Annotated in this window: 18 protein-coding genes and 1 tRNA gene; 10 read left to right on the forward strand and 9 right to left on the reverse strand. The window is 58.3% G+C overall.

From position 1 onward, the window contains the following. Positions 1-32: 32 nt before the first annotated feature. On the forward strand, positions 33-248 hold the full coding sequence (locus tag ACFQY0_RS00860) for a DUF3008 family protein (protein WP_379708098.1): 216 nt from the start codon (positions 33-35) through the stop codon (positions 246-248). 149 nt (positions 249-397) lie between these two features. Then, the gene (locus tag ACFQY0_RS00865; RefSeq protein ID WP_379708100.1) at positions 398-1,768 is read left to right on the forward strand and encodes an NAD-dependent succinate-semialdehyde dehydrogenase; all 1,371 of its coding nucleotides are present in this window, start codon (positions 398-400) and stop codon (positions 1,766-1,768) included. Positions 1,769-1,791: 23 nt separating this feature from the next. Here the strand turns inward: ACFQY0_RS00865 and ACFQY0_RS00870 are convergent, their stop codons facing one another. Then, entirely contained in the window at positions 1,792-2,496 is a 705-nt protein-coding gene (locus tag ACFQY0_RS00870; RefSeq protein ID WP_379708102.1) for a TVP38/TMEM64 family protein, read from the reverse strand. 8 nt (positions 2,497-2,504) lie between these two features. After that, on the reverse strand, positions 2,505-3,749 hold the full coding sequence (locus tag ACFQY0_RS00875) for an MgtC/SapB family protein (RefSeq protein WP_379708104.1): 1,245 nt from the start codon (positions 3,747-3,749) through the stop codon (positions 2,505-2,507). A 394-nt stretch (positions 3,750-4,143) separates the two neighbouring features. Here ACFQY0_RS00875 and purD point away from each other — a divergent pair, with 394 nt between their 5' ends. The 5 genes from purD (at position 4,144) to ACFQY0_RS00900 (ending at position 13,852) form a co-directional block, all read left to right on the forward strand. Further along, positions 4,144-5,403, forward strand: coding sequence for a phosphoribosylamine--glycine ligase (purD, locus tag ACFQY0_RS00880; protein ID WP_379708106.1), 1,260 nt, complete (start codon positions 4,144-4,146; stop codon positions 5,401-5,403). Further along, entirely contained in the window at positions 5,403-5,927 is a 525-nt protein-coding gene (gene pyrR / locus ACFQY0_RS00885) for a bifunctional pyr operon transcriptional regulator/uracil phosphoribosyltransferase PyrR (protein ID WP_379708108.1), read from the forward strand. Before purD ends, pyrR begins: the two co-directional genes overlap by 1 nt. Further along, positions 5,924-6,796, forward strand: coding sequence for an NfeD family protein (locus ACFQY0_RS00890; protein ID WP_379708110.1), 873 nt, complete (start codon positions 5,924-5,926; stop codon positions 6,794-6,796). Before pyrR ends, ACFQY0_RS00890 begins: the two co-directional genes overlap by 4 nt. Beyond that, positions 6,786-7,706, forward strand: a complete 921-nt coding sequence (locus tag ACFQY0_RS00895) for an aspartate carbamoyltransferase catalytic subunit (RefSeq protein WP_379708112.1) — start codon at positions 6,786-6,788, stop codon at positions 7,704-7,706. Before ACFQY0_RS00890 ends, ACFQY0_RS00895 begins: the two co-directional genes overlap by 11 nt. A 158-nt stretch (positions 7,707-7,864) precedes the next feature. Beyond that, a complete protein-coding gene (locus ACFQY0_RS00900; protein WP_379708114.1) occupies positions 7,865-13,852 on the forward strand; it encodes an alpha-2-macroglobulin family protein in 5,988 nt (1,995 codons plus the stop codon). A gap of 113 nt (positions 13,853-13,965) precedes the next feature. Here the strand turns inward: ACFQY0_RS00900 and ACFQY0_RS00905 are convergent. The 5 genes from ACFQY0_RS00905 to ACFQY0_RS00925 all read right to left on the reverse strand — a co-directional run bounded on the left by ACFQY0_RS00905 (position 13,966) and on the right by ACFQY0_RS00925 (position 17,488). Next, positions 13,966-14,040: transfer RNA gene (locus ACFQY0_RS00905), tRNA-Arg, on the reverse strand. 167 nt (positions 14,041-14,207) lie between these two features. Next, positions 14,208-14,753, reverse strand: coding sequence for a DUF4136 domain-containing protein (locus ACFQY0_RS00910; protein WP_379708116.1), 546 nt, complete (start codon positions 14,751-14,753; stop codon positions 14,208-14,210). Between the two features lie 12 nt (positions 14,754-14,765). Beyond that, on the reverse strand, positions 14,766-16,394 hold the full coding sequence (locus tag ACFQY0_RS00915) for a CTP synthase (RefSeq protein WP_379708118.1): 1,629 nt from the start codon (positions 16,392-16,394) through the stop codon (positions 14,766-14,768). 22 nt (positions 16,395-16,416) lie between these two features. Then, positions 16,417-17,151: a 3-deoxy-manno-octulosonate cytidylyltransferase gene (gene kdsB, locus ACFQY0_RS00920; RefSeq protein ID WP_379709396.1), complete on the reverse strand. Its 735-nt coding sequence runs from the start codon at positions 17,149-17,151 to the stop codon at positions 16,417-16,419. 91 nt (positions 17,152-17,242) lie between these two features. Further along, entirely contained in the window at positions 17,243-17,488 is a 246-nt protein-coding gene (locus tag ACFQY0_RS00925) for a hypothetical protein (RefSeq protein WP_379708120.1), read from the reverse strand. Positions 17,489-17,522: 34 nt separating this feature from the next. Between ACFQY0_RS00925 and ACFQY0_RS00930 the strand changes: the two genes are divergently transcribed. The 3 genes from ACFQY0_RS00930 to dnaN all read left to right on the forward strand — a co-directional run bounded on the left by ACFQY0_RS00930 (position 17,523) and on the right by dnaN (position 22,197). Continuing rightward, complete coding sequence (locus ACFQY0_RS00930) at positions 17,523-19,184, forward strand: sodium:solute symporter family transporter (RefSeq protein ID WP_379708122.1); 1,662 nt, start codon at positions 17,523-17,525, stop codon at positions 19,182-19,184. Between the two features lie 341 nt (positions 19,185-19,525). Continuing rightward, positions 19,526-20,974 (forward strand): chromosomal replication initiator protein DnaA, encoded by a 1,449-nt coding sequence (gene dnaA / locus ACFQY0_RS00935; RefSeq protein ID WP_379708124.1) that lies wholly within the window; start codon positions 19,526-19,528, stop codon positions 20,972-20,974. Positions 20,975-21,099: 125 nt separating this feature from the next. After that, complete coding sequence (gene dnaN / locus ACFQY0_RS00940; RefSeq protein WP_379708126.1) at positions 21,100-22,197, forward strand: DNA polymerase III subunit beta; 1,098 nt, start codon at positions 21,100-21,102, stop codon at positions 22,195-22,197. Positions 22,198-22,330: 133 nt separating this feature from the next. Here dnaN and ACFQY0_RS00945 read toward each other — a convergent pair whose 3' ends face one another. Together ACFQY0_RS00945 and der are read right to left on the reverse strand one after the other, a co-directional pair. Beyond that, entirely contained in the window at positions 22,331-23,305 is a 975-nt protein-coding gene (locus ACFQY0_RS00945) for an ABC transporter ATP-binding protein (protein ID WP_379708128.1), read from the reverse strand. Positions 23,306-23,473: 168 nt separating this feature from the next. Continuing rightward, a complete protein-coding gene (gene der / locus ACFQY0_RS00950; RefSeq protein ID WP_379708130.1) occupies positions 23,474-24,865 on the reverse strand; it encodes a ribosome biogenesis GTPase Der in 1,392 nt (463 codons plus the stop codon). Positions 24,866-24,938 lie beyond the last annotated feature (73 nt).

Here is a 24,938-nt window from a genome sequence, read left to right on the forward strand (position 1 = left end):
ATTTTATTAAGAGAGCAAATCCGTTAAATCTGATGAAGTCAGTATCGAAGTCACAGCAAAGATCCGCCCGGGAGGCACTCGCCGCCAAAAGGGGCGAGGTCAAAGCTTCGTCTCTTCGTGGAGCATCAAAGCAAATGCATGCATCCATGCCCAAGTCCGAATTGGAGAAAATTTCCTCCTCGCCCCGCCGGAAGCCGGCGTTGAGCGGACGAGGTAGAGCCAGAGCGAACACCACGTGGATGATTTAAATAACAGCGGCATGATGGCCGCATTTCAGAATCGGGGTTCAGCCGTCCCATCGCCCAGCGATGTCTGTGGACTGCCTGAATCCCGATGCTATCTTCAATTTTAGAAAAAACGGCGTTCCGTTCTGAGCGTCTGAACCCGCAGAAAACCTATGTCTATTAAAAGTATCAATCCCGCCAATGGAGAGCTCATGAAGAGCTTCGAGCCGCTTACGAAATCGCAGGCATTGGCTGCCCTCGAGAACGCCCATGAAGCTTACGGCCGATGGCGCCACACGAGTTTCTCCGAGCGAAAGGAGGTCATGATGAAATTTGCCGGCTTGCTCAGAGAGCGTCAGGAAGTGCTGGCCAAGTTGATTACTTTGGAAATGGGCAAAAGAATTTCAGAAAGTCGATATGAGATCGAGTTCTGTGCGGAGATCGTAGAATTCTATGCCAAGGGCGCCGAGGAGTTTTTAGCGGACCACGCGATGGATGTGGACGGAGCGAAAGCCTACATCCAGTACACTCCCTTAGGTGTTCTGGTAGGGGTCATGCCCTGGAACTTTCCATTCTATCAGGTAGTGCGATTCATCGCTCCGAACCTCATGGCAGGGAATACCGCCCTGGTTCGGCACGCTGGAATCGTGCCCCAATGTGCCGCGAAAATCGGCGACCTGCTGGAGGAATGCGGTCTGCCCGACGGCGTTTTTACCAATCTTTTCATACCGCATGAATTCGTCGATCTCCTGATCTCCCACAAACACGTCCGCGGTGCCTCATTGACGGGCAGCGAAGCGGCAGGAAGCTCGGTAGCCGCAGTGGCGGGTAAGAACCTTAAACCAAGTGTGCTGGAACTGGGTGGCAATGACCCTTTCATCGTTCTTGAGGATGCGGATCTGGAGAAAACCGTTGAGATGGCGATCAAAGGTCGCATGACTAATACCGGGCAATCCTGTGTGGCATCAAAGCGGATGATCGTGGTGGAGAAGGTGGCGGAAAAATTCATGGAAGGGCTCAAGCAGGGAATGTCGTCGATGAAGCTCGGCGACCCGCTTGACGAAGACACCGATGTCGGCCCGCTTTCCTCCGAAGAGGCAGCCCAACGTCTCGAGAAGCAGGTCAACGATACGGTGAATGCCGGTGCAAAGGTGGTGCTTGGCGGTGGCCGTCCCGAACGGAAGGGCGCCTATTTCAATCCCACCATCCTCACTGATGTGACGCCTGAGATGCCGAGTTACGACCAGGAGCTTTTTGGGCCCGTGGCGACGGTCTATGTGGTGAAGGACGAGCAGGAGGCGATTGAGCTGGCAAATGACTCATCTTACGGCTTGGGCGGATCGGTCTATACCTCCGACCCGGATCGGGCGCGTCGGGTGGCTGAAGCCGTGGATACGGGAATGATGTTCGTCAATCAGCCCACCAATTCACAAGCGGATCTCCCCTTTGGGGGTATCAAGAATTCCGGCTACGGCCGCGAGTTGTCCAAACTGGGAATCCTTGAGTTCGTGAACAAGAAGCTGATCCACATGGGGGAATCCTGAAGCCGCCCTATTTTTCTCACAGCTCACTGTTTTCGCCGGTCGATCAGGACCTTTGCAACCAAGCCCAGCAAGCTGATTACTGAGATCCAGATCAAGGTGGTCTTCATCTTTTCCCAGTCGCTGCCGAAGACGGCGATGGCGACCGTCAGCGGCAAGATGCCGCCGACGGTTGCTGCCAGGAATTTCCAGTAGCCCATGCGGATCAATCCGGCGACGAAGCTGATGGCATCGTTCGACAGGAGGGGATTGATTCGCGTCACAACGATTGCCCAGATGCCGTAACGCTCCGTTTCCTTCTGAACTTTATCGAGGGTCTTTTTGTTGATGAGGCGTTCAAGTCCGTGTTCGCCGATGAGGTTTCCGATGGCGTAGCCAAAGCTCGAGGCCGCCGCAACCGCTCCGATGGCGATCAAAGCTCCCCACCATGGGCCATAGGCGAGCACCGCCACTACCATGAGAAGCCAGGAAGGAACGATGATCAGGAACATCTGGAGGACCATCATCAGAATGATGATCAACGGCCCCCAGGCTCCAAAGCCATCGGCCCACTGGCTGATGCGCTCCTGATCGCCGCTTGTTAGAATGTTCCAGGCATCCACCAGGAAGTCGCGCAATTCCTGGGAAGCCGCCACACTGATGGCGAATGTGAGAAGGATCGCAGCACTTGCGATGAGTGACCACGGCTTGGTGGACTCCTTTTGGTCTGAGGTCTCGGATTCGGTAGACATGGAGAAGATCAGGCGGGCCAGAGAAAGATGATCGCAACTCCAGCGGCAATGGAGATGCCGTAGAGCAGCGCGATTCTCTTGAACAGTTCCGGAGCACCGAGAACTGCCACGACGGCGCCCTTGAAGAGGGTGTTAGAGAGAGTGCCGACCATGATCAAGCGCCACGCGGTGCTGACTTCGACTTCACCCTTTTTGAGCAAATTGGCGGTGGAAAGGGTGATCGCGTCGACATCGGTCAGCCCTGATAGTCCGGCGATGATGTAAAGTCCGCGGTTGCCGAAATGATCCTTGCCTGCGGCGACACCCAGAAGGATCACGGCATACATCAAGGCGAAGAGAATGGCGGGCTTGAGGCGTGCCGGATTCGAGGGTTCATCGAGGTCGATGATCTCGTCGGAGCGTTTCCGGTAGATGTAGTAGGTGAGGAGCAGGAAGACCCCGAAGAGCACCGCGAAGGGCTGAAGGATGGCCCAGAAGTGGCTGTTGGCCACGGTGAAAACCTCGATGAGCACCCGCACGATCGAAACGGCGGTGGCGATCATGATGATCAGAGCGGCGGCTGTCGCGCGCTCGGGTGCCCCTTTCGTATCGCGGGCCGAGCTGATGGTGGTGGCGGTGCTGGAAATGAGGCCGCCCAGCAGCCCCCCTAACAAGGTGCCAGCCTTTGAACTGAAGAGCTTGTAGGCAATGAAGGCAATCAGGCCGATGCCAACAATCAGCACCACCATCAGCCAGATCTTGAAGGGATTCAGAACGTCGTAAGGACCGTAGGTTTCGTTGGGCAGTACCGGCAAGATCACCAGACTGATCAGTACGAACTGCATGATGGACCGAAATTCCTCCTGACTCAGACGGTCAATGAAGGAGTGCATCGGGGTTTTGAAATGAAGGAGCAGGGCCATCACTCCTGCCATCATGACGGCGAGGGATTTGTCGCCCTCGATGAGGTAGGCCGCGACGCTGAAGGTGAGCAAGGCCGCCACTTCGGTCGTCAGTCCGCCCCCATGCTCAGGGTTCCGGCGGGCTTCGACCAGATTGGAGATTCCAGCGAGTGCGGTGAGGGAAAGGAAGCCTGCCACCACCACCCACACGCCCAGGCCAAACGACATCAGCCCGCAGACGGCCCCGAAGAGGGCGATGAGTGCGAAGGTCCGTACGCCCCCCGGGCTTTTATCCGCACGTTCGCGTTCCATCCCGATGAGCAGGCCGAGGCCGAGGGCAAGGGCGATTCGGATGTAGAGGTCGTCGGGCATGGTGGCGGTGTCGATGCTGCTGGCCTGCGTGGCCGGCCAATTGGAATACCGGTCTTTCTAGCAAGAGTCTTGCCGAGAGTGGAATCGCGGGCCGATTGGCTGAGCGGAAGGTGGCTTGGCGCATTTCTAGCAGGAGAATCCTGCGTCGCTTCTGACACGTCCTGACCCGCAATGAGATGTGGCCGCAGCAAAGCGCCCGAACTGCGAATGCAAAATGCACAAGCAGATGACGTCTTGCATCCTTCGATCGAGCATTTTGCGGAGTCGAGCGTCTGGAAGGAGCTGGCAGAAGAGGGGGGATTTTCGAGGGGAGTGCCGCTGGCTGACGCGGTTTGCGACAGCCTGCCCCTTGTGGCCTTGCAATGCTCCGCTCATTGGCTGAAAACAGGCGCACATGAAGATTTTGGTGGTAGGAAAGGGCGGTCGCGAACACGCATTGATCAGAGCTTTGAAGGAGTCTCCAGGTGAGCATGAGATGTTCAGCTATCCGGGCAGCGATGCGATTTCTGAGTTGGCTGAAATTGTGGAAGTGGGAAGTGACGTCGAGGAATTGCTGGCATGGATGTCGGCCGTGGGCATCGATCTTTGTGTGGCCGGCGAGGAGAGCTACCTGGTGAAGGACGATGGTTTGGCGAATGCCTGCGAGAGGGCCGGAATTCCCTGCTGGGGTCCGCACAAGCAGTCGGCGCAACTGGAAGCCTCCAAGGAGTTCGCCAAGGAATTCCTGATAAGAAATGGCATCCCGACGGGCGGCGGCGTCGGAGTCGATACCATTGAAGAGGCACGTCAGGCGATCGCCGGAAAGTATCCGGTCGTGCTGAAGTTCGACGGCTTGGCCGCAGGCAAGGGCGTGGCGGTCTGCATGGAGGAGCGTGAGGGCGAGGCCTTTCTCAACGAGGTGCTGGTGGAGCGTCGCTTCGGCCCCGGGCGGATGCTGATCGAAGAGTTTCTCACAGGCCCGGAGGTTTCGATTTTCGCCGCGGTGGTCGACGGAAAATATCAGATTTTCACCCCGGCGCGCGACTACAAGCGGATCGGTGAAGGTGATGCGGGTCCCAACACCGGGGGTATGGGCGCGGTGGCAAGTCGCCAATTGATTCCTGCCGATTTGTTAGAGCGGATCGAGCGTGAGATTGTCGAGCCGACCGTGGTGGGTCTGCAGCGCGAGGGATTGCCCTATCGAGGGTATCTCTATTTCGGACTGATGCTGACGCCGGACGGGCCGAAGGTCATTGAATACAACTGTCGCTTCGGCGACCCGGAGTGCCAGGCGGTGATGCCCTTGGTGAAGGGCGACCTGGCGGGCTACTGCCTGGCGGGGGCGAAAGGCGAACTGGATCCATCGAAAATTACCTTTGATGAGGGATGGAGTGTTTGTGTGGTGGTCGCATCGGCCGGCTATCCGGAAAGCTCGCGCAGCGGTGATGTGATCTCAGGAACCGAAGATATCGGCAGCGCGCGGGTTTATCATGCGGGGACGAAGAAGTCATCTTCCGGGGCGTGGGAAACCAACGGCGGACGCGTTCTGGCGGTGGTCGCCGGCGGGGAAGATCGCGGAACGGCCGTGACCGCCGCCCACGCGGCGGCCGATAAGATTCACTTCGATGGCTTGCAGCGCCGTCGCGATATCGGAATCCTCCATTTCGAAGACTGATGAGCAAAATTCTTGGAAAAGAGGAAATCGACGAAGGCGTCGCGAAGCTGGCGGAGCAGATCCGTGAGCGGGCGGGGGACGCTCCCTTTGCGCTGATCGGGATTCGCAGTCGCGGCGATGAGGTGGCGGAACGGGTGAAGCGGGCGCTGAATGCTGCGGGGCTCGAACCGAAGTTCGGGGTGCTGGACATTTCGCTCTACCGCGATGATTTCGAGCACTTGCATGAAAACCCGAAACTTCAGGGTAGTGAGATTGATTTTCCGCTCGAAGGGGCGCGGCTGATTCTGGTCGATGATGTGCTGTTCACGGGCCGGACGATTCGCGCGGCCTTGGACGCGCTTTCCGACTACGGTCGGCCGGCGAAAGTCGAGTTGGCGGTGTTGATTGATCGCGGCCACCGTGAACTGCCGATCCAGCCGGATTTCGTAGGGATCGAGCTGGAGACGGCACGCCGTGACCACGTGTATGTATCGCTCGATGCGACGGACGGAGAGGACAAGATTGAGATCAAGGAAGCCCAGTGAGCCCGTTACCTAAAAAGAAGAAGACTCCGGAAGAGCTTGCGGCACTGCGCGAGTCGCTGGGGATTTCTTCTGATGGACCGCCTCCGGGGCCGCCGGGCATGATGGCTCCGGCTCCGGCAGCGATGAAGGCGCCTGCTCCGGCACCTCCATTGCCTGAGAAGAAAGTCGAAAAGCCTCCGGTGACGGTTGAGGAACCGGTGATCAAGGTCGAAGCCACAGAGCCGACGCCCTCACTTTCAGTGGAGGAACCGGTGCTTCTCGACGCCGAAGTCGAGGACGAGGCGAGGAGCGCGCCGCTCAAGTCGTTGCGGAAGTCCGAGCGCCTGCCGGTGGATCGACCGAAGAAGGTTTCGAAGGATTCGGGGAAGCTTCCGACCCGACGTCATCGCGAAGGTGAACGAATCCCTCTGAAGAAGGCGACGAAACCCGTCTCGGCGGGCGGGGTCAATCTGCCGACGCGAAAGCACAGCGATGAAGAGCTGGCGCGCTTGCGCCGCAACCCCTTGCCTGGCGTCGAATCGCCGGCCCTGCTTGTGGCCAGTCAGACGGCGGGAGTGCTGTTGCTCATCGGGATCTACGGACTGGGGGTGATTTTGATGATCGTGGCGGCCCTCGGGGCGATTGCGGCGAACGTTTCGAAATTTGATTTGCCCTTCGAATGGCTGCAGACGGCGGTGGATCTGCCGAATTATTCGATGATCCTATTTGGGATCATGGGCGCTGGGGTGGCGGTGATGCTGCTCGGCGCGCTGTGGATCTACTTCAAGAAACCGATGTCTCAGGTGCACGCGGCCTTACTGACGATTGTCGCGGTGCTTGTCCTTGTCTTCGGAACCCTCTACTTCTTTCCCGAACTCCATGGCGCGTAAAGATCTACTCGATATCTCTTCTCTCGACCGCGAGGAAATCGACCTGTTGCTCGATCAAGCGGTGCCCTTCAAAGAGCTGTTTACTCGCTCGGTTAAGAAGGTTCCGGCGCTGAAGGGGAAGTCGGTCCTGATGCTCTTTTACGAGCCCTCGACGCGCACTCACTCTTCCTTTGAAGTGGCTGCGAAGCGCCTGTCGGCGGATGTGACCAACTTCGACGTCGCTCAGTCGTCGGTCGTGAAAGGCGAGTCGGTGAGGGAGACGGTGGAGACGCTGCAAGCCATGCGCACGGACTACATCGTGGTGCGGCACGGCCGGAGCGGACTTCCTGCAATGATCGCCAAGCAGACGAAGGCGAGCGTGGTCAACGCCGGTGACGGCGCGCATGCGCACCCGACCCAGGCGCTGTTAGATGCCTTCACGCTGAAGGAGGTTTTCCCGGAGCCGCAAGGCAAGCGGGTGCTGATCATCGGGGATATTCTTCATAGCCGGGTGGCGCGTTCGACCACGATGGTGCTGCGTCGTCTTGGTGTCGAGGTCGCGCACCTTGGGCCGGGATCACTGGTTCCCAAGACGGGAGCTGACGGCGTGACTCGGTTCACGGATTACGATGAAGCCATGAAGTGGAAGCCGGATGTGGTCTACTTGCTGCGGGTGCAGATGGAACGTCAGGACGTGCAGTTTTTTCCGAGTCTGCGGGAGTATCACAAGGTCTACGGAGTGACGACGGAGCGGCTCAAGCGACTGGATGGCGAAGGCATCTACCTGATGCATCCGGGACCAGTGAATCGCGGAGTGGAGCTTTGCGATGAGGCTCTGGATTACGGTCGCAGTCTGATCAATACCCAGGTTGAGAACGGCATCGCGGTGAGGATGGCGGTGCTTTACTGGCTTAAGCCGGTGACGGGGTGAAAATATGGCGACGGACTTCTGAAGTCCGTTGTTCTGGGGTGATGCGGAAGGACTTTCAAAGTCCTTCTCCATATTGGGGCCGAGAAAATTCGAATTTGGGTGTCACAATGGGTGATGCCTGGGTCAATGTAGGTAAGTTGACTTTTCCATTTCCACCCATGAAAGCGTTTCTTGTTATCTTCAGTCTCTGGACGTGTCTTTTAACAGCCATGGCGGATGATTCGCCAAGTGAGGCGGCATGGAGGAAGGTCTGGGATGCTCGGGAGAAAGATCAGCCGAAGACGGAAATTGAGCTGCTGAAGGAAATTGAGAAGTTGGCACTCACTGCGGAAGATTGGGACGAGGCGGCGCGGGCAATGGCTCAGCGGATTGCGACCGAAGGGCAGATCGAGGGGGAAGCGACGGTGATCAAGAAGCTGGATGCGGAGCTTGAGACGGCTCCGGAATCGATGAAACCCATCTTGCGTGCTTTGGCGGCGGGATGGATGCATGGCTATTATCTGCGGAATCAGTGGAAGTTCATGCAGCGGAGTTCGACGGGCGAGCCGGCGGGCGATGATCTGGAAACCTGGGATCTGGCGCGGATTCTTTTGGACATCGATCAGCGGATGCAGTTGGCTTTGGACGATGAGGAGGCTTTGAAAAGGGTTCCGGTAACGGATTTCTCAATGCTGACCAAGAAGGGCGAGCTTGGTGACGAGTGGCGGCCGACGATGTTCGACTTTGTGGCGCAGCGGGCTTTGGAGTTCTATCAATCTGAGGAGGTCGCGGTGTCGCGTCCGGTGGATGCGTTTGAGATCGCGGTCGACTCACCGGTCTTCGGACCGGTGGATGAATTTTTGGCGTGGAAGCCGGAGACGGAGGATGCGACTTCGCCAAAATTGAGGGCACTGGTGATCCATCAGAAGCTCTTGAAATTTCATCAGAAGGACGAACAGCAGGATGCCTATTTGTTGGCAGATCTGGAGCGGCTTCGCTGGGCGGAGCTGGTTTCGGTCGGAGATGCCAAAGAAAAAAGATCGGAGAAGGCGCTGGAGGAATTCATCGAGCGGAATGCAGGCAATCCGATCAGTGCCTGGGCTCGGGAGGACCTGGGAAAGATGCTTGAGGCGCAAGAAAGAACGAAGGAAGCCCACGCGGTTTTCCAGGCGGGTGCCGACGCCTATCCCGATCACGACTTTGGCAAGCTCTGCCAGAATGGCGTGAATCGCCTTGAACGAAGGGACTTGAATCTTTCAACCGAGTCCCAATGGACCCCCGCTGGCGAGGAGATCCGGGTAACTTACCGGAATCTGAATCGAGTTTGGTTCCGGGTCTATTCGATGAGCTTCAAGCCGGGTAAAGCGACTCTAACAAGTGATCCGCTGCCGGATCAGGAGCAATGGCTTCCGGCGATGATGAAAGGGGATCCGTTGAAGGCGTGGGATCGCGAATTGGTCGATGAGAGCGATTTCTCTCAACGGAGTGCATGGCTGGAGACACCGAAAGATCTGCCGAATGGCTACCACGTGCTGGTGGCGAGTGCGGACGAGGACTTTTCGCTTTCTAACAACAGCCTGGATGTCGTCGGGATTCATGTCACGCCGCTGGCGATGATCGTCAGCGCGAGGAATGATGGCGTTCTGGACGGGCACGTGGTCGACGCCGTGAGCGGGGCTCCTTTGGCTGGGGTGGAAGTGGGTGCGTGGGTTCAGTGGACCACGCTGATCCGCAGTCAGCAGACGACGACGGATGAGTCGGGCTACTTCCGCTTCAAGAAACAGCACGACGGTCACCATCTTGTGGTGGCAAGTCGGGAGCGGGAGCGAGCCGTCGCAAGAATCTATGTGGGCAGCAGGCGCTTACAGAAGGAGAGGGACTCGGAGATGGTGGTCTTTTTTACCGATCGCGCGATCTACCGGCCGGGACAGACAGTGCATTTCAAAGGGATTTTCACGGTAAAGAACCAGGAGGGGTCGAAGTATGAGGTGATCGCTGGAAAAAGGGGAGCGGTGGTTTTCCTGGACCCGAATCGAAAAGAGCTTTCAAGAGTCGATGTGATGAGCAACGAGCGAGGCTCGTTTTCGGGAACTTTTACTGCGCCCGAGGGAAGCGTGCTCGGGCAGTGCATGATCAACGTACCCGGAGTTTCCGGAGGCGCGGTCATCAGGGTGGAGGAATACAAGCGGCCGAAGTTCTTTACCGAGATCGATGCTCCGAAGGAAGCGGCGGCGCTTGGAGAGCAGGTAAAAGTCAAGGTGAGGGCTGAGGCTTACACCGGTGCGGCCGTGGATGGAGCCAAGGTGTCATGGAGGGTGACGCGGACCTCGCGCTTGCCGGTGTGGGCACGCTGGTGCTGGTGGGTGCCGCCGATGTCCTCGAATGCCGAGGAGATCGCTCACGGGGTTTCGGAAACAGGGGCCGATGGCTCGGTGGAGATTGTTTTCAAGGCAAAGCCGGACAAGTCGGTGAAGGAGGATGTCGAACCGGTCTTTGATTTTGAGATCGTGGCGGATGTGACCGATGGTGCGGGCGAGACCCGTTCGTCGACGCGGCGGGTGTCGGTGGCCTACACGAGTTTGAAGGCATCGATGTCAGCTGAGGAGTGGCTGGAGTCCGGGAAGAAGCTCGAGGTCAAGCTTCGGACGGAGTCGCACGATGGAGAAGGCCGCTCGGCGAAGGGAGTGGTGAAGATTCATCGATTGAAGGAACCCGAAATTTGTCCAAGACCGGAATCAGGGGGAGGTGGCTATCCGCAGTTGGAGGAAGGTGATGAGCGTCCTTCGGTGGATCCGGATCGTTGGGAGCCGGGTGAGGTGGTTGAGGAGTTGGCGGTCGAAACGGATGACAAGGGAGAAGCTCTGATTGAGCCGGTGTTGGACGCCGGTGCCTATCGTCTGGTCTTTGAAAGCAAGGATTCGAATGGTCGCAAGGTTCAGGCGCTGTTAGGGATCGAGGTGGTATCGCCGGATGCGGATGATTTCCCGACGATGATGCCCTTTTTTACCGGTTCGCCGAATTGGAAAGTGGAGCCGGGGAGCTCGGTTTCACTGCTCTGGGGAAGCGGTCACGACGAGGCGCGGGCTTGTGTGGAATGGTATCAGGATCAGAAGTTGCTCAAGCGGGAGTGGTCAGCTGAAGGCCGGACGCAGCAGGTTTTTTCCTATCCGATCGAAGAGAAGCAGCGAGGGGGGATCACGGTGGTGGTGCGGCAGGTGGCAATGAACCGCTTGCATCAGTTCCAGCGGCAAGTGGAGGTGCCGTGGACGAACAAGGAGTTGAAACTGAGGTGGGAGCATCTCGTCTCGAAACTGGAGCCCGGAGCCAGGGAAACCTGGACGGCGGTGATCGAAGGTGCTGACGGCGAGGCGGCCGTGGCGGAGATGGTGGCGACGATGTATGACGCCTCGCTTGATGCCTATGCGCCTCATGGGTTCCAGACACTTGCTGGGATTCTCAGGCGGGAGGGCGGTTATTATGGGGGGTGGAGATTCAGTAGTGGGATGAGTCACTTTCAGCAGCGTGCGAGGTTTGATTCGATCTCAATGCATGGTGTGGGGCCCTTGTTTCGGATGTATCCTGGTGAATTGGAGGTCTACAGCGGGGGGGTGATGAGCGTGTATGGTGGTGGATGGGGGGATGGAGGAGGCGGCTTTGGTCGGCGCTTTTCCAGAGTGAAAGGAGCTGTTGATTCCTTTGAGGGCATGGCGCTGGATGAAGTGCCGAGGGCAACGATGGCGATGGAGGCGGCGGGAGGTTTACGTTCTGGAGATGGGGCGATCACGCGGAATTCGATCGATGCAATCCTGAACAACCCGGGTCGTGTCGATGCGGAGGCCAAAGAAGATGTCGATCAGGTGGTGGCGAGGAAGAATCTTCAGGAGACCGCGTTTTTCTATCCGGATCTAACAAGTGATGAGGATGGCATGATTCGCATGACTTTCACGATGCCTGAGGCGCTGACGAAGTGGCGCTTCATGGGGATGGCGCATGATGCGGATTTCCGTTCGGGGTTGTTAGAGGGGGAAACGGTGACGTCGAAAGACCTGATGGTGCAGCCCAATCCACCGCGCTTCCTTCGCGAGGGCGATGTGCTGGAGTTCACGGTCAAGGTGACGAACCAGAGTGAGAAGGAGCAAACCGGAACGGCGAGGCTGACGCTGGCGGATGCGGCGACGGATGAGGATCGCACGGCGGCACTTGGTGTTGCGGTGCCGGATCAGGCGTTTGCAGTTCCGGCGAAGGAGAGTCGGACGCTGAAATGGAAGCTCTCGGTGCCGGACGGCGCGGCCTTTTTGAAATACAAGGCGGTGGCTTCGAGTGGCAATCTTTCGGATGGTGAAGAGGGATGGTTGCCGGTGATTTCAAAACGAATTCTGGTCACGGAGTCGATGTCGCTGCCGATCCGGAATGCGGGGACGAAGGAGTTTGAGTTCACCAAGCTGCTGGAGAGCGGGAATTCGGAGACTTTGGAGAACCGCTTCCTGCATGTGCAGGTAGTTTCGCAGCCGGCCTGGTATGCGGTGATGGCATTACCTTACCTGATGGAGTTCCCGCACGAGTGCTCGGAGCAGACTTTCAACCGCTACTATGCGAATGCCCTGGCGCGGCACATTGCGAAGAGCGATCCGAAGATGCGGAGGATCTTTGATCAGTGGAAGGCGGACGGGAAGGCGCTCGATAGTCCGCTGATGAAGAACGCCGACCTGAAAGGGATTCTGTTAGAGGAGACTCCTTGGCTGCGTGAGGCGACCAATGAGTCGGAAGCGCGGCGTCGGGTCGGCATGCTTTTCGATGAGAACCACATGAATCGCGAGCTGGAGAAGGCGCTGCGGAAGCTCAATGAAATGCAGCTGGGCGACGGCTTGTGGCCGTGGTTCCCGGGTGGTCGGGGGAGTGAGTACATTTCGCTCTACGTGACGACGGGATTCGCGCGCTTGCGGGCGCTGGGCGTCGAGACGGATATCACGCCAGCCTTGCGGGCGCTGGGACCGCTGGATGCGCGGCTGACGGAATACTACGAGGATATCGCGGAGAAGGACCGGGGGCAGAACCATCTGTCACCGTGGGTGGCTCACCACCTTTACACTCGGACTTTTTTCCTGAAGGACAAGGCGCTGAATCAACGCGACAAGGTGGCTTTTGATTACTTTGCGGATCAGGCCCGCGAGTATTGGGTGAGCTTGGCCAGCCGGATGTCGAGGGCGCATGCAGCGCTGGCTCTGCATCGCCTGGGCGACAAGGAAGTGCCGCAGTTGGTGACGCGTTCTTTGAAGGAGCACGCGAAGATCACCGAAGAACAGGGCATGTTCTGGAAGGACGGTGAAGGTGAAGGCTGGTGGTGGTGGCAGGCGCCGATCGAGACGCAGGCAATGATGATCGAGGCATTCCGGGAAATCGATGCGGATGACAAGGCGGTCGATGACTGTCAGGTGTGGCTGATCAAGCAGAAGCAGGTCGCAGATTGGAAAACGACAAAGGCGACGGCGGATGCGGTCTACTCGCTACTGATGGGTGGGAGGAACCTGTTAGGCTCGGATGCCTTGCTGAAGATTTCGCTCGGTGGCGAGGAGGTGAAGCCGGAAATGATCGAAGCGGGAACCGGATTTTATGAAAGCCGCTTGGTCGAGGAGGCGGTGAAGCCGGAACTTGGGAAGATCGAGCTTGAGAAATCAGATGATGGGGTGAGCTGGGCGAGCGTGCACTGGCAGCACTTGGAGGACATGTCGAAGGTAACTTCGGATGAGGGAAATCAGCTCAAGCTGGAGAAGTCGCTCTTCATTCGGAAGAATTCCGACAAGGGTCCGGTGCTGATGCCGCTGGATGGACCGGTGCAGGTGGGAGACGAGTTGGTGACTCGGGTGATTCTGAAGAACGATCGGGCGATGGAGTTCATCCACTTGAAGGATCTGCGGGGAAGCGGGACGGAGCCGCTGAATGTACTCAGCGGCTACCGCTGGCAGGATGGCTTCGGCTACTATGAGGTGACGCGTGATACGGCGAGCCACTTCTTCATCGACCGCCTACCGCCGGGGACGCATGTGTTTGAGACCAGCGTGCGTGTGCAGCATGCGGGGGATTACCAGACGGGAATCGCCGAGGTGCGCTGCATGTATGCGCCGGAGTTTGCCGCTCACAGTGGGAGTCTGGAGATAAAAGCGGAGTGAGAGGGATGGCGCGACTGGAGTCGCATGGTCCGTGTCTGGCCGGGCGTGGGATGCGACGAATGCCCGCGAAACTGCGGGAATGCTGACTTGCCAGCCGTAGCCTTGGCGAAGGCTGGTGGACCCGGCAGGAATCGAACCTGCATCTGCGGCTTCGGAGGCCACCATTCTATCCGTTGAAATACGGGTCCTGAATGCCTGGGCCCGGGCTTGCCGGGCGGGCCGGAGTCTTACGAAGACTCAGGGGGATTGGCAAGGAGAACTGTTGGCTTCAGGTGTCGACGAAAACGGCGGACCAGGTGGTCCGCCGCGACGCGCACAAACCGGGCGGTTTGCGCATTGGATGATGCTTAGAGGTTCAACGGAAGAAGTCCTGAAGAGCTTCGGTAATGGCGCTGTTGATGTTGGCCTGACGGCTGGCGTCGCTGGTGTTCTTGAAGATGTCACGGGTGGCATGGCCACGGTAGACGAGTTCGTTTGTCTTGGCGTCGATGACATCGACGACGATGGTGCCGGCTTCGAAGGCGTCCGGGCGAGTGCTTTTCACCACACCGATCGACTGGGCCTTGTCGACGATGGCGTCGGAATCGCGGCCGTAGCCGAAGTAGTCGTCGAGCGCCAGGGTCGAGTAGTTGTTCTGAACCAGCACGAGGTATCCGACGATCAAGTCGGAAGATCCTTCGCCGACCTGGAAGTTGTTGGCGCGGAAGTTGGCTGCGAGGGACTTCTGGATCATCCGGTTGGCGCTGGCCTGATTCGGGATGTCCTTGTCATAAGTCGGCGGTTTCTCAGGTCTTACAAGACGGGCCGAGGTGTAGCCTTTGCTGCTGCCTTTCGGCATATCGACCGAGGAACAGGAGATGACGGCGAAGGCGAGGGCGGATAGAGCGATTCTAGCGATCATGGTTTCTTTTAGTTACGAGATGGTGAGTTCGGCATTGGCACGATCAAGGGAGGCCTTGATGAAACCAGCAAAGAGAGGATGAGGTTTGTTAGGTTTGGATCGAAACTCGGGGTGGAACTGGGCGGCGAGGTAGAAGGGGTGCTCGGGAACTTCGATGATCTCGACGAGTCCTTCCTCTGCGGACACCGCTGAGATGACGAGCCCTCCTTCGAGGAGCTGGTCCTGGTAGTCGGAGTTGAACTCGTAGCGGTGGCGGTGACGTTCACTGACGCGGGCGGCTCCCTCGTAGAGGTCGGAGGCGCGGGTGCCGGCTAACAGAATGCTTTCGCAGGAGCCGAGGCGCATGGTGGCTCCCATATCTTCGACACCTTTTTGCTCTTCCTGCAGACAGATGACGGGGTGCTTGGTGTTCTTGGCAAACTCGGTGGAGTTGGCACCTTCGAGACCACAGACATTCCGAGCATACTCGATGGTGGCGATCTGCATGCCGAGGCAGATGCCGAAGTAGGGAATGCCGGATTCGCGCGCATATTGGGCGGCGAGGATTTTCCCTTCAATCCCACGGTCACCAAAGCCGCCCGGGACGAGGATGCCGTTCACATCGCCGATCGCGGAGGCGGCGCCGTTATCTTCGATGGCTTCGGCTTCGACGCGGACGATGTTCACCTTGGTGTCGTGATGGGCGCCAGCATGGATGAGTGACTCGTAGATTGATTTGTAGGCGTCCTGAAGCTCGATGTACTTTCCGACCACGGCGATGGTGATGCTGTGCTTCGGATGGATGACTTTCTGAACGAAGCGCTCCCAGTCTTCGAGTGCCGGCGACGGGGTGTGTCCGAGGCCAATCTTGTCGACGACGAGGCGGTCGATCTTGTCACGACGCAAATCGAGGGGACATTCGTAAATCGAGTGGGCGACATCGCGGAAGGCGACGACGTGCTTTTTCTCGACGTTGCAGAACATGGCGATCTTGCGGCGGTTGTCTTCGTCGAGATCGGCCTCGGTTCGGCAGATGACGATGTCGGGCTGAATCCCCAGCTCGCGAAGTTTGGCGACGGACTGTTGGGTCGGCTTGGTCTTGATCTCGCCGGCTGCCTTGATGAAGGGAAGGAGGGTGACGTGGATGAAGCAGACGTTCTCCTTCCCGACCTCGAGAGCGTACTGACGGAGTGCTTCGATGAAGAGCAGACCTTCCATGTCGCCGACGGTGCCACCGATTTCGGTGATGAGGACGTCGACGTCGGGGTTGTCTTCGGTGACCTTCTGCAGGCGGCTCTTGATTTCGTCCGTGACGTGCGGAATGAACTGCACGGTTTTGCCGAGGTATTCGCCTTTGCGTTCCTTCTTGATCACGGAATCGAACACCTGACCGGAGGTGAGGTTGTTCATTTGCGAAAGCACGCCGGAGGTGAAGCGCTCGTAGTGGCCGAGGTCGAGGTCGGTCTCGGCGCCGTCGTCGAGCACGTAGACTTCGCCATGCTGATAAGGCGACATGGTGCCGGGATCGACGTTGAGATAGGGGTCGAACTTCTGCATCAGCACCTTGAGGCCGCGGCTTTCGAGAAGAGTGCCGATGGAGGCTGCAGCAAGACCTTTGCCGAGGGATGAGACGACGCCGCCTGTGACGAAAATGTATTTCATATGAGTGCCGAGTGAGCAGTGATTAAAGGGAAGAAAGGAGCCGTTCGATTTCGCGGGCTTGTTCGGGAGTGTCGACGCCGGGTGAGGTGTCGGTGGTGGTCAGGACTTTGATGGAAGCCCCGTTTTCGAGGGCGCGGAGTTGTTCGAGGGACTCGGCCTGCTCCAGAGGTGAGGGAGGCCAGGTGACGAATCTTTCGAGGAAGCTCCGGCGGTAGGCGTAGATGCCTTTGTGCCGGAGCACGGGGAGGCCATCGACTGGATTGCGGAAAAAGGGAAGAGGCGATCGGGAAAAATAAAGCGCGCGTCCGTCGAGTGCGGTGACGACTTTAACGACGTTGGGATCGTCGACATTCGGATCGGAGGGATCGAGAGGGTTGGCGGCGGTGGCCATGTCGAGTTCCGGGACCCTGGCCATCGTGGCGGCGAGCTCGTCGATGAGCTCGGGATCGATGAGCGGTTCGTCGCCCTGGATGTTGACGACGTGGGTGGTGTCTGGAAGCGAGCGAATGGCTTCGGCAATGCGGTCGGTGCCGGTCGGGTGCTCGGACGAGGTCATCACGGCACGAGCACCGAAAGCTTCGGCCGCGGCGAGGATGCGGTCGTCGTCGGTGGCGATGAGCAGGTCATCGAGGCGCGAACATTGTGAGCAGCGTTCCCAGACATGCTGGATGAGCGGCTTCCCTGCGATGAGGTGAAGGGGCTTTCCGGGGAAGCGGGAGGACCCCCAGCGAGCTGGGAGGATGCCGGTAATATGGATGCCGTTCGGAATGGAACTCACAGGAAATGCGTTGCGCGCAGACTAGGGTTAGGCGGCGGAACGCGGCAAGGCGGAACGAGTTTTTTACGCATCAATGTCCGGACCATGTGCCATCGGACTCGAGAAAGCGGAGAGCCTTGTCGTAGGAACAGCCGCTGAGGAAGTGTTCGAGTCGCGCGGGGAGGGTGCCTTGGTGGGTTCGATGCCACTTCATGATCTGCTCGGAAACTTGCTTGAGGGCTTCGAGGTGGGCGTCGGAGTCGCGGTCGCGGAACTCGTGATCGGCGATGATGGAAATGCGGCTTTTCAGAAGCGCGGCGAGATCGGGGTGGAGCATGGGGAAAGGGTGGTCGCTTTGGATGGGGAGGGCAATGGCTCAGCGTTCCGAGCGGGAAAATTCGGACGTGGACGAGTGGGGGCGCGGCTCGCTAGTTTGCGCCATGTTCCTTGGGGCGATTGACGTGCATTTCACATGGATTGATTGGGTGGTAGTGGCGCTTTACATGGGCCTCACGACATGGATCGGCCACCTGATGAGTGGCAAGGCGGCGACGGTGAAGGACTTTTTCCTGGGTGGAAGGTCGATGCCCTGGTGGGCGGTGTCGGGATCGATGATCGCCACGGAGATCAGTGCGCTGACTTTCATCGGAGTGCCGGGTGCGGTGTTTGCGCTGAAGGGCGACTGGACTTATCTGCAGTGGGGGGTCGGTTCGGTCATCGCGAGGGGAATCGTGGGATACTGGTTGGTGCCTCTCTATTACCGGAAGGAAATCTACAGCCCGTATGACTTCATGGGCAACCGGCTTGGCGAGGGCGTGAGGCGCTTGGTAACGGTGCTCTTCTCGATGGGAGCGATCCTCGGTCAGAGCGTGCGGGTGCTGGTCACGGCCCTGATTCTGCAAACGGTGACACCATTGAGCATGAATACCTGCATCTGGGCGATCGGCGGCTTCGCGGTGGTGTGGACGCTGATGGGCGGCATGCGGACGGTGATCTGGACGGATGTGATCCAGTTCTGCGTGTTTGTGCTCGGGGGCGTGCTGGCTTTGGGCTGGCTCGTGGGACACCTCGGATGGAACGAGATCGTTGCGATCAATACCGGAGTGCCGCTGCCTGATGGAGGAAGCGTCGACAAGATGAGGATCTTTGATTTCACCGCACCGTGGACGGATAAGATGCTGAACTACACCTTCTGGGTCGGGGTGATTGCGATGCCTTTCCAGAATCTGGCGGCCTTCGGCACCGACCAGCTCAATGCCCAGCGGATGTTCTGCTGCGGAAGTGAGAAGGATGCGCGCAAAGCGATGCTTTGGAGCAGTGTCTCACTGGTGACGACCTTGCTGATGCTGGCAGTGGGCTCCGGTCTTTTCGCCTGGTATCAGGTGAAAGGAATGACGCCTGATGAAGCGGCGGCATTTGCACAGGATCCGAACAATGTGTTCCCGGTGTGGATCACGACGGTGCTGCCGGTCGGGCTGACGGGCCTGATTTTGGCGGGAGCCTTTGCCGCGGCAATTTCGAGCTTGGACTCGGTACTGGCCGCGCTTTCGCAGACGACTCTTTCAGCGGTGCTGGGACGCAAGAAAATGGAGTGCGAGGAAGGCAGTGCCCGGATGGTGAAGCTCTCGCGGATGATGGTCGTCATGTGGGCTGTCTTCCTCTCGTTGTTTGCGATCTGGTTGGAAGGAGAACGCAGGGAGTCGGGAAGCAAGAACCTCATCGACCTTGCCTTTGGGATGGTCTCTTACACCTACGGTCCACTGCTCGGGATTTTGTTGGCGGCGATCCTGCCAGGGAAGAAATCTTTGGAAGGTGTCTTGCTGGGTGTCGTGGTGTCCGTGGGATTGGTGGCCTGGATGAGGCCCGAGTTGCCGAGCCTGCTCGCGGCCATGGGACTCCCGGTCGCTTGGCTTGTTGAATCACGTCCACAGATTGCCTTTCCATGGATGTTTCCCGTTAACGCGTTGATAACCTTGGGGTGCGCGATGTTGCCGCTTGGGAAGTCGATCCGAGTAGGTCGGGAACACGACTGAGAGTTTTTAGAGGACAGAGGGAGGGTGACGAAAGCGACACGAATCCACTACTGCCTGGAGGCTACGGAAGCGCTTGATTTCTAGTGGGAAATGCTTGGGAGGGCGAGGCGCGGGTTCGATTTAGTTTAGCAAGTTTAAGGACTTTCCGGGTCAAGTTTTTAAAAAAGAAAGCCGTGGAACGCTTGTGGAATCGGACGAACGGAGCGCGTCTGTTAGGTTGTGCTGAAAAGCTTTCACAGGACGCAGCCTGGTCCTCTAAACCTTCCCCGTCGACGCGGTCAGTGTGGTTGATCTGAATGGCGGTTCGACGTGATAACTTAAATTACCCTAGCGAGCAGAAGATGGAAAAGGTGGCTGGATGTGTGGATTCAGAGAGGATTGGCGGAAGTGGCGGAAGTGCGACTGAAAGCACATGTCCGCATTGGGCGCGAACACGCGATGAGCTTAGCGGATTGGTGAGCAAGGATGCTTTCGAACGTTGGTTCAGCGCAGCAAGTCTGCACTCAGTCGAAGACCGGGTGGCATCGGTGGCGGTGCCTAATGAGATTCATCAGGTATGGATCGAGACGAACTATTTGAACGAACTGAAAGTGGCAGTGAATCAAGCGCTGCCCGAAGTGAACGAGGTCAGGCTGGTGATCAGTGAGGTGGTCAAAGAAGCCGCTCCTACGGAAGAGAAGATCGACAGCTCCGCTGAAGACTTCTTTCCTGAGACCAAGGCCGAGGAGGCAACTCATGAGGAGGCAAGCTTTGGCAAGCGACTCAAGGTCGCGGGTCTCAATCCTCAGCACACTTTCAAGTCCTTCGTGGTCGGTGCGAACAGTCAGTTTGCTCACGCCGCCTGTGAAGCCGTGGCGAAGGGCAAGGGGCAGGGGTACAACCCGTTGTTCATTCACGGCGGACCGGGACTCGGCAAGACTCACTTGATGCATGCGATCGGCCAGGAGTGGCTCCGCCGTACTGGAAACTCGAAGGTCGTCTATCTCACCTGCGAAAAGTTCACCAACGAGTTCATCGATGCCGTGCGCAAAGGAGATCTCGAGCGCTTCCGTCGCCGCTATCGTTCGGCAGAGGTGATGCTCATCGATGACATTCAGTTCCTCGGCAACAAGGACCGGACTCAGGAGGAATTCTTCCACACCTTCAATACCCTGCTCGATGGTCGCTGTCAGGTGGTTCTAACCAGTGATCGTCCGGCGAGCGAAATTAAGAATCTGGAGCCTCGTCTGGTTTCGCGTTTCGAGTGCGGTCTGACGGTGGAGCTTCAGGCTCCCGCCTTCGAAACCCGCTTGGCCATCCTTCGTCGCAAGGTTGAGGAGTGGAAGATCCAGGTGGACGAGCAGATCATCCGGATGCTTGCAGAACGGATCGGCAGCAACGTGCGTCGTCTCGAAGGCGGACTGATGCGGGTCGGCACCTTTGCCTCGCTTGCAGGCGAGCGGGTGACATTGGAGAAGGTGGAGCACCTTTTGCGTGACTTGCTGCGTGAGGAGAACGGCAAGCAGGTCACAGTGGATGCGATTCAGCGCGTGGTTGCGGAGCACTACGACATTCGCCTGGCCGACATGACCAGCCGTCGTCGGCCAGCAAGCATCGCCGGACCGCGTCAGGTCGCGATGTATCTGAGCCGGACGATGACCAAGTCATCGCTGGTGGAGATCGGTGAGGCCTTTGGCGGACGGGACCACGGGACGGTGATTCATGCGGTGAAGAAGGTCAAAGAGCGGATCGAACTTGATGCGGAAACCAACGATCAGATCCAGCGGATCGTGGGGGACCTCAGACGCTAAGGCGATTGCGAAAGTTTTTAAAATTCAGCGAGTGCCGCTGTATTCGGGATATCCGCGATCTAGGACAAACGGGGCTTGCAAAGGCCTCGTAAAAGCAGTGAGCATCTGGCCAGCAAAACCGCCAAATGAAGTTCAGTATTTCCAAAGAGGCACTCCTAGACGGCCTGCAAAAGGTCCAGCACGTCGTCAGCACCCGCACCACGCTGCCCATTCTCTCCAACGTTCTTCTCGTCGCCGAAGATGGGAAGTTGAGGCTGACCACCACGGATCTCGATGTCGGGATCACGGGATCCGTCGAAGCCAAGGTTGATAAGCCCGGTGCGACGACGCTTCCGGCGAAGAAGCTGGTGAACATCATTCGCGAACTTCCGGCCAGCGAGGTGGAGATTACGGTTGATGCAAAGAACGTGGCGTCGATTCAGTGCGGGCCATCGTTCTTCAAGATCATTGGACTTGGTAAGGATGATTTCCCGCCGCTTCCGGACTTTGCGGACGCCAAGGAGTATCGGATTCCCCAGGAGTTGCTGCGCAATGGCCTGAAAAAGACGGTGTATGCGATTTCGACCGATGAGACGCGCTACGTGCTCAACGGCATTTATACTTCCTTCCGTGAAGGCAAGCTGACTTTGGTGGCAACCGATGGTCGTCGTTTGGCGATGATTGAGAACGATTTGGATTTTCCTGCGAGCCAGGAAATCGACGTGATCGTTCCGACCAAGGCGGTTCAGGAGTTGCTCCGTTTGCTGAGCGACAGTGGTGAGGTGCTGGTGAAACTGAGCGGAAGCCAGGTCTCGTTCTCGATCGGTGATAGTCTGCTGGTCAGCAAGCTGATCGAAGGCAACTACCCGAACTACCGTCAGGTGATCCCAGGAGATTCCAGCGAACGGGTCGAACTGCCACGTGAAGCAATGCTTGAAACCGTGCGTCGTGTTTCGCTGCTTTCTTCAGACAAGTCGAACTCGGTGAAGCTGGTCTTCAGCGACAACAAGGTCGAAGTGACCGCCAACTCTCCGGATGTGGGTGAGGCACGTGAGACGCTTGAGGTTCCTTACGACGGCAAGGCGCTGCAGATCGCTTTCAATCCTGAGTTCCTCAAGGCTCCCTTGCAGAATCTCGACGAAGAGACCATCTATCTCGATCTGATCGATGAGATGAGCCCTGGTGTGGTCCGCATTGAAGGAACGTTTCTCTACGTGATCATGCCGATGCGCGTGACGAGCTGAGTTAAGAAACTCTAACGGCAACAACCGTGTTGATTTCAAGTGAGGGCGGGCAGCAATGTCCGCCCTTCTTGTATCGGGGCGGAGGCATGGGGCAGGCATGAAAACTCTGCGACTGAAGTCGCTGCTCCTTGGGCTACGCCAGGCAGCCGGGGCAGTTCTGGACGAAGTGCTCGGGTTCGATCTCGCTCAGTTCGGGTGAGTGATCGGTCAGGCAGGCGTCGGCATTTCCCAAAGTATTCCGAGGACGGAAGGCACAGCCGACGGGGGGATCGGTCATGTCCGGTGGCAGGCCGGGGATGGTGTAGAGCTCCTCTCCTTTCTCATGCCGGGCGGGGATGCTCTGGAGAAGTGAGCGGGTGTAGGCGTGGAGCGGCTTGCGGAAAAGTTCGGCCCTGGTCGCTCGTTCGACGATGCGTCCGGCGTACATCACGGAGACGTGGTCGCAGACTTGGGAGACGACTTCGAGGTCGTGGGTGATGAAGACGACAGCGGTGCCGAGCTTTTGCTGCCGGTCGCGGATCAGATCGAGAACCTGCTTCTGAACGGTGACGTCGAGCGCGGTGGTCGGCTCGTCGCAGATGAGGAGCTCGGGTCGGGTGATGAGGGCCATGGCGATCATCACGCGTTGACGCATGCCGCCGGAGAACTCGTGGGGGAAGGAGTTGATGCGGGTTTCGGGCTTGGGAATGCCGACTTCGGCAAGAGCATCGATAGCTCGGGCGACGGCCTTCCTGCCACGGATGCCTTCGTGAATTTCGAGGGGCTCCGTGAGTTGGTCGCGAATCCGCATGAAGGGATTGAGCGAGGTCATCGGATCCTGGAAGATCATCGAAATCCGCTTGCCGCGGATCTTCTGAAGATCGCGTTCGGAAGCTTTGAGGAGATCGACGCCGTCGAAATTTGCCGTGCCTGAATGAATGCGTCCGGGGGGCTTCGGGATCAGGCCGAGAAGCGAGTAACAGGTGACCGATTTTCCTGAGCCGGACTCGCCGACAATGCCGTGGGTTTCACCCGCCTCGACCGAAAATGAGACATCCTCGACGGCATGCACGACGCCATTACGAGTGTGGAAGCGGGTGGTGAGATTGCGGACGTCGAGAAGAGGCATGGCGGCAAGAGAGGCAGACTGGTTTTTGAAGAGGAACCAGGATGGATCGGATGGATGGGATGGAAATGATGCTTCGGGAAATTGGTATCAGCTCAGGTTCAAAATCCAATCGATCCTATCCATCCTGGTCCAAAAAACGGTGAACTCGTCCTACTTGGAGTGGAAACCTCAATACTCCTTGTTCTTGAAATCCAGTTCGCGGCGGCGGCGGGAGCGGATCGAAAAGATCACGGGGATGGCCGGGGCGGGGTGGGCTTCGCGAAGCTGGTTGCTGAGATACTGCTGGTAGCTCGGGTTCATCAACTGCTTGTCGTTGACGAAAAGCACGAAGGTCGGAACCGGGATGATCGGGTAGCGTTCGTTGATGGCAGTGGTGGCGTAGTAGAGCTTCAGGCGCTTGGTGCCGCGGCCGACGGTTGGAGGCGGGTTCTTTTGGAAGGCGAGCTTGAGCATGCGGTTGAGAACTCCGGTGCTGGGGACGTTCTGTGCCGCCTTGCGAATCTTGAGCGCTTCTTTAAGAACATGGTGAACCGCCTGTCCCTCTTTCGCGGATACGCAAACGAAGGGCGCGTAGCTGAGGAAGAAGAGTTCGCGGCGGACTTGCTCATCGGCTTCCTTCTGGCGCTCTTTCATCGAGGCACCGGGATGGAAGAGGTCGAACTTGTTGAGGACGATCAGGCAGGGCTTTTGCTCGTTGACGATCAACTGGGCGATCTTCCGGTCCTGGGCGCTGACGCCGGCGGCGAGGTCGATGACGAGCAGGCAGAGGTCCGCGCGGCGGATGGCCTTTTCGGAACGCATCGCGGAAAAGACTTCCACGGAGGTGTCTCGTTTTGCTCGCGGACGGAGGCCGGCGGTGTCGACAAGGGTGAAGCGCTCGCCTTCGTAATCGTAGGGGACGTCGAGGGCGTCGCGGGTGGTGCCGGCAATGTCGGAGACGATGGTGCGTTCGTCCTTGAGGATGGCGTTGATCAGCGAGGACTTGCCGGCGTTGGGCTTGCCGACGATGGCAAGCTGGATGCCACGGACTTCCGCTTCTTCCACGGCTTCTTCAATCTCGCCCGCGAGCGGCGCGATGTGGTCGTCGATGGCGCCGACGAGGCGATCGAAGCCGCGTCCGTGTTCGGCGGAAATGGCGATGCCGTCACCAAGGCCGAGGCGGCTCAAGTCGGCGAAAGAGTTCTCGTGCTTCTCGTGGTCGACCTTGTTGATCACCAGCAGGACGGGCGACTTGGCCTTGCGAAGCTTGGCGGAAAGGGCGGAGTCAATCGTGGTGAGGCCTTCGTGGGCATCAACGACGAAAAGAATCAGGTCGGCGGTGTCGAGGGCGATGTCGGCTTCCAGAGTGACCTGTTCGGCAAAGCCGTCGTCGAGGGTCGAGCCGATGCCGCCGGTATCGATGAGGATGCAGGGGTGCTCGGTCGCCTTGCAGGGCGCGGAGATGCGGTCACGGGTCACGCCGGGTTGGTCGTGAACGATGGCAATCTTGCGCTGGGCGAGCCGATTGAAAATGGCGGATTTCCCGACGTTGGGGCGTCCGACGATGGCGACAGTAGGCATGGCGGGAGAGTCGGTAAAGCGACCGGAATAGGCGAGTGGAATCCGTCCCGAAAGCCATGGAACCGGAGATTTC

The organism is Haloferula chungangensis, assembly GCF_042664875.1.
In the GTDB taxonomy this organism is placed as follows: Bacteria; Verrucomicrobiota; Verrucomicrobiia; order Verrucomicrobiales; family Akkermansiaceae; genus Haloferula; species Haloferula chungangensis.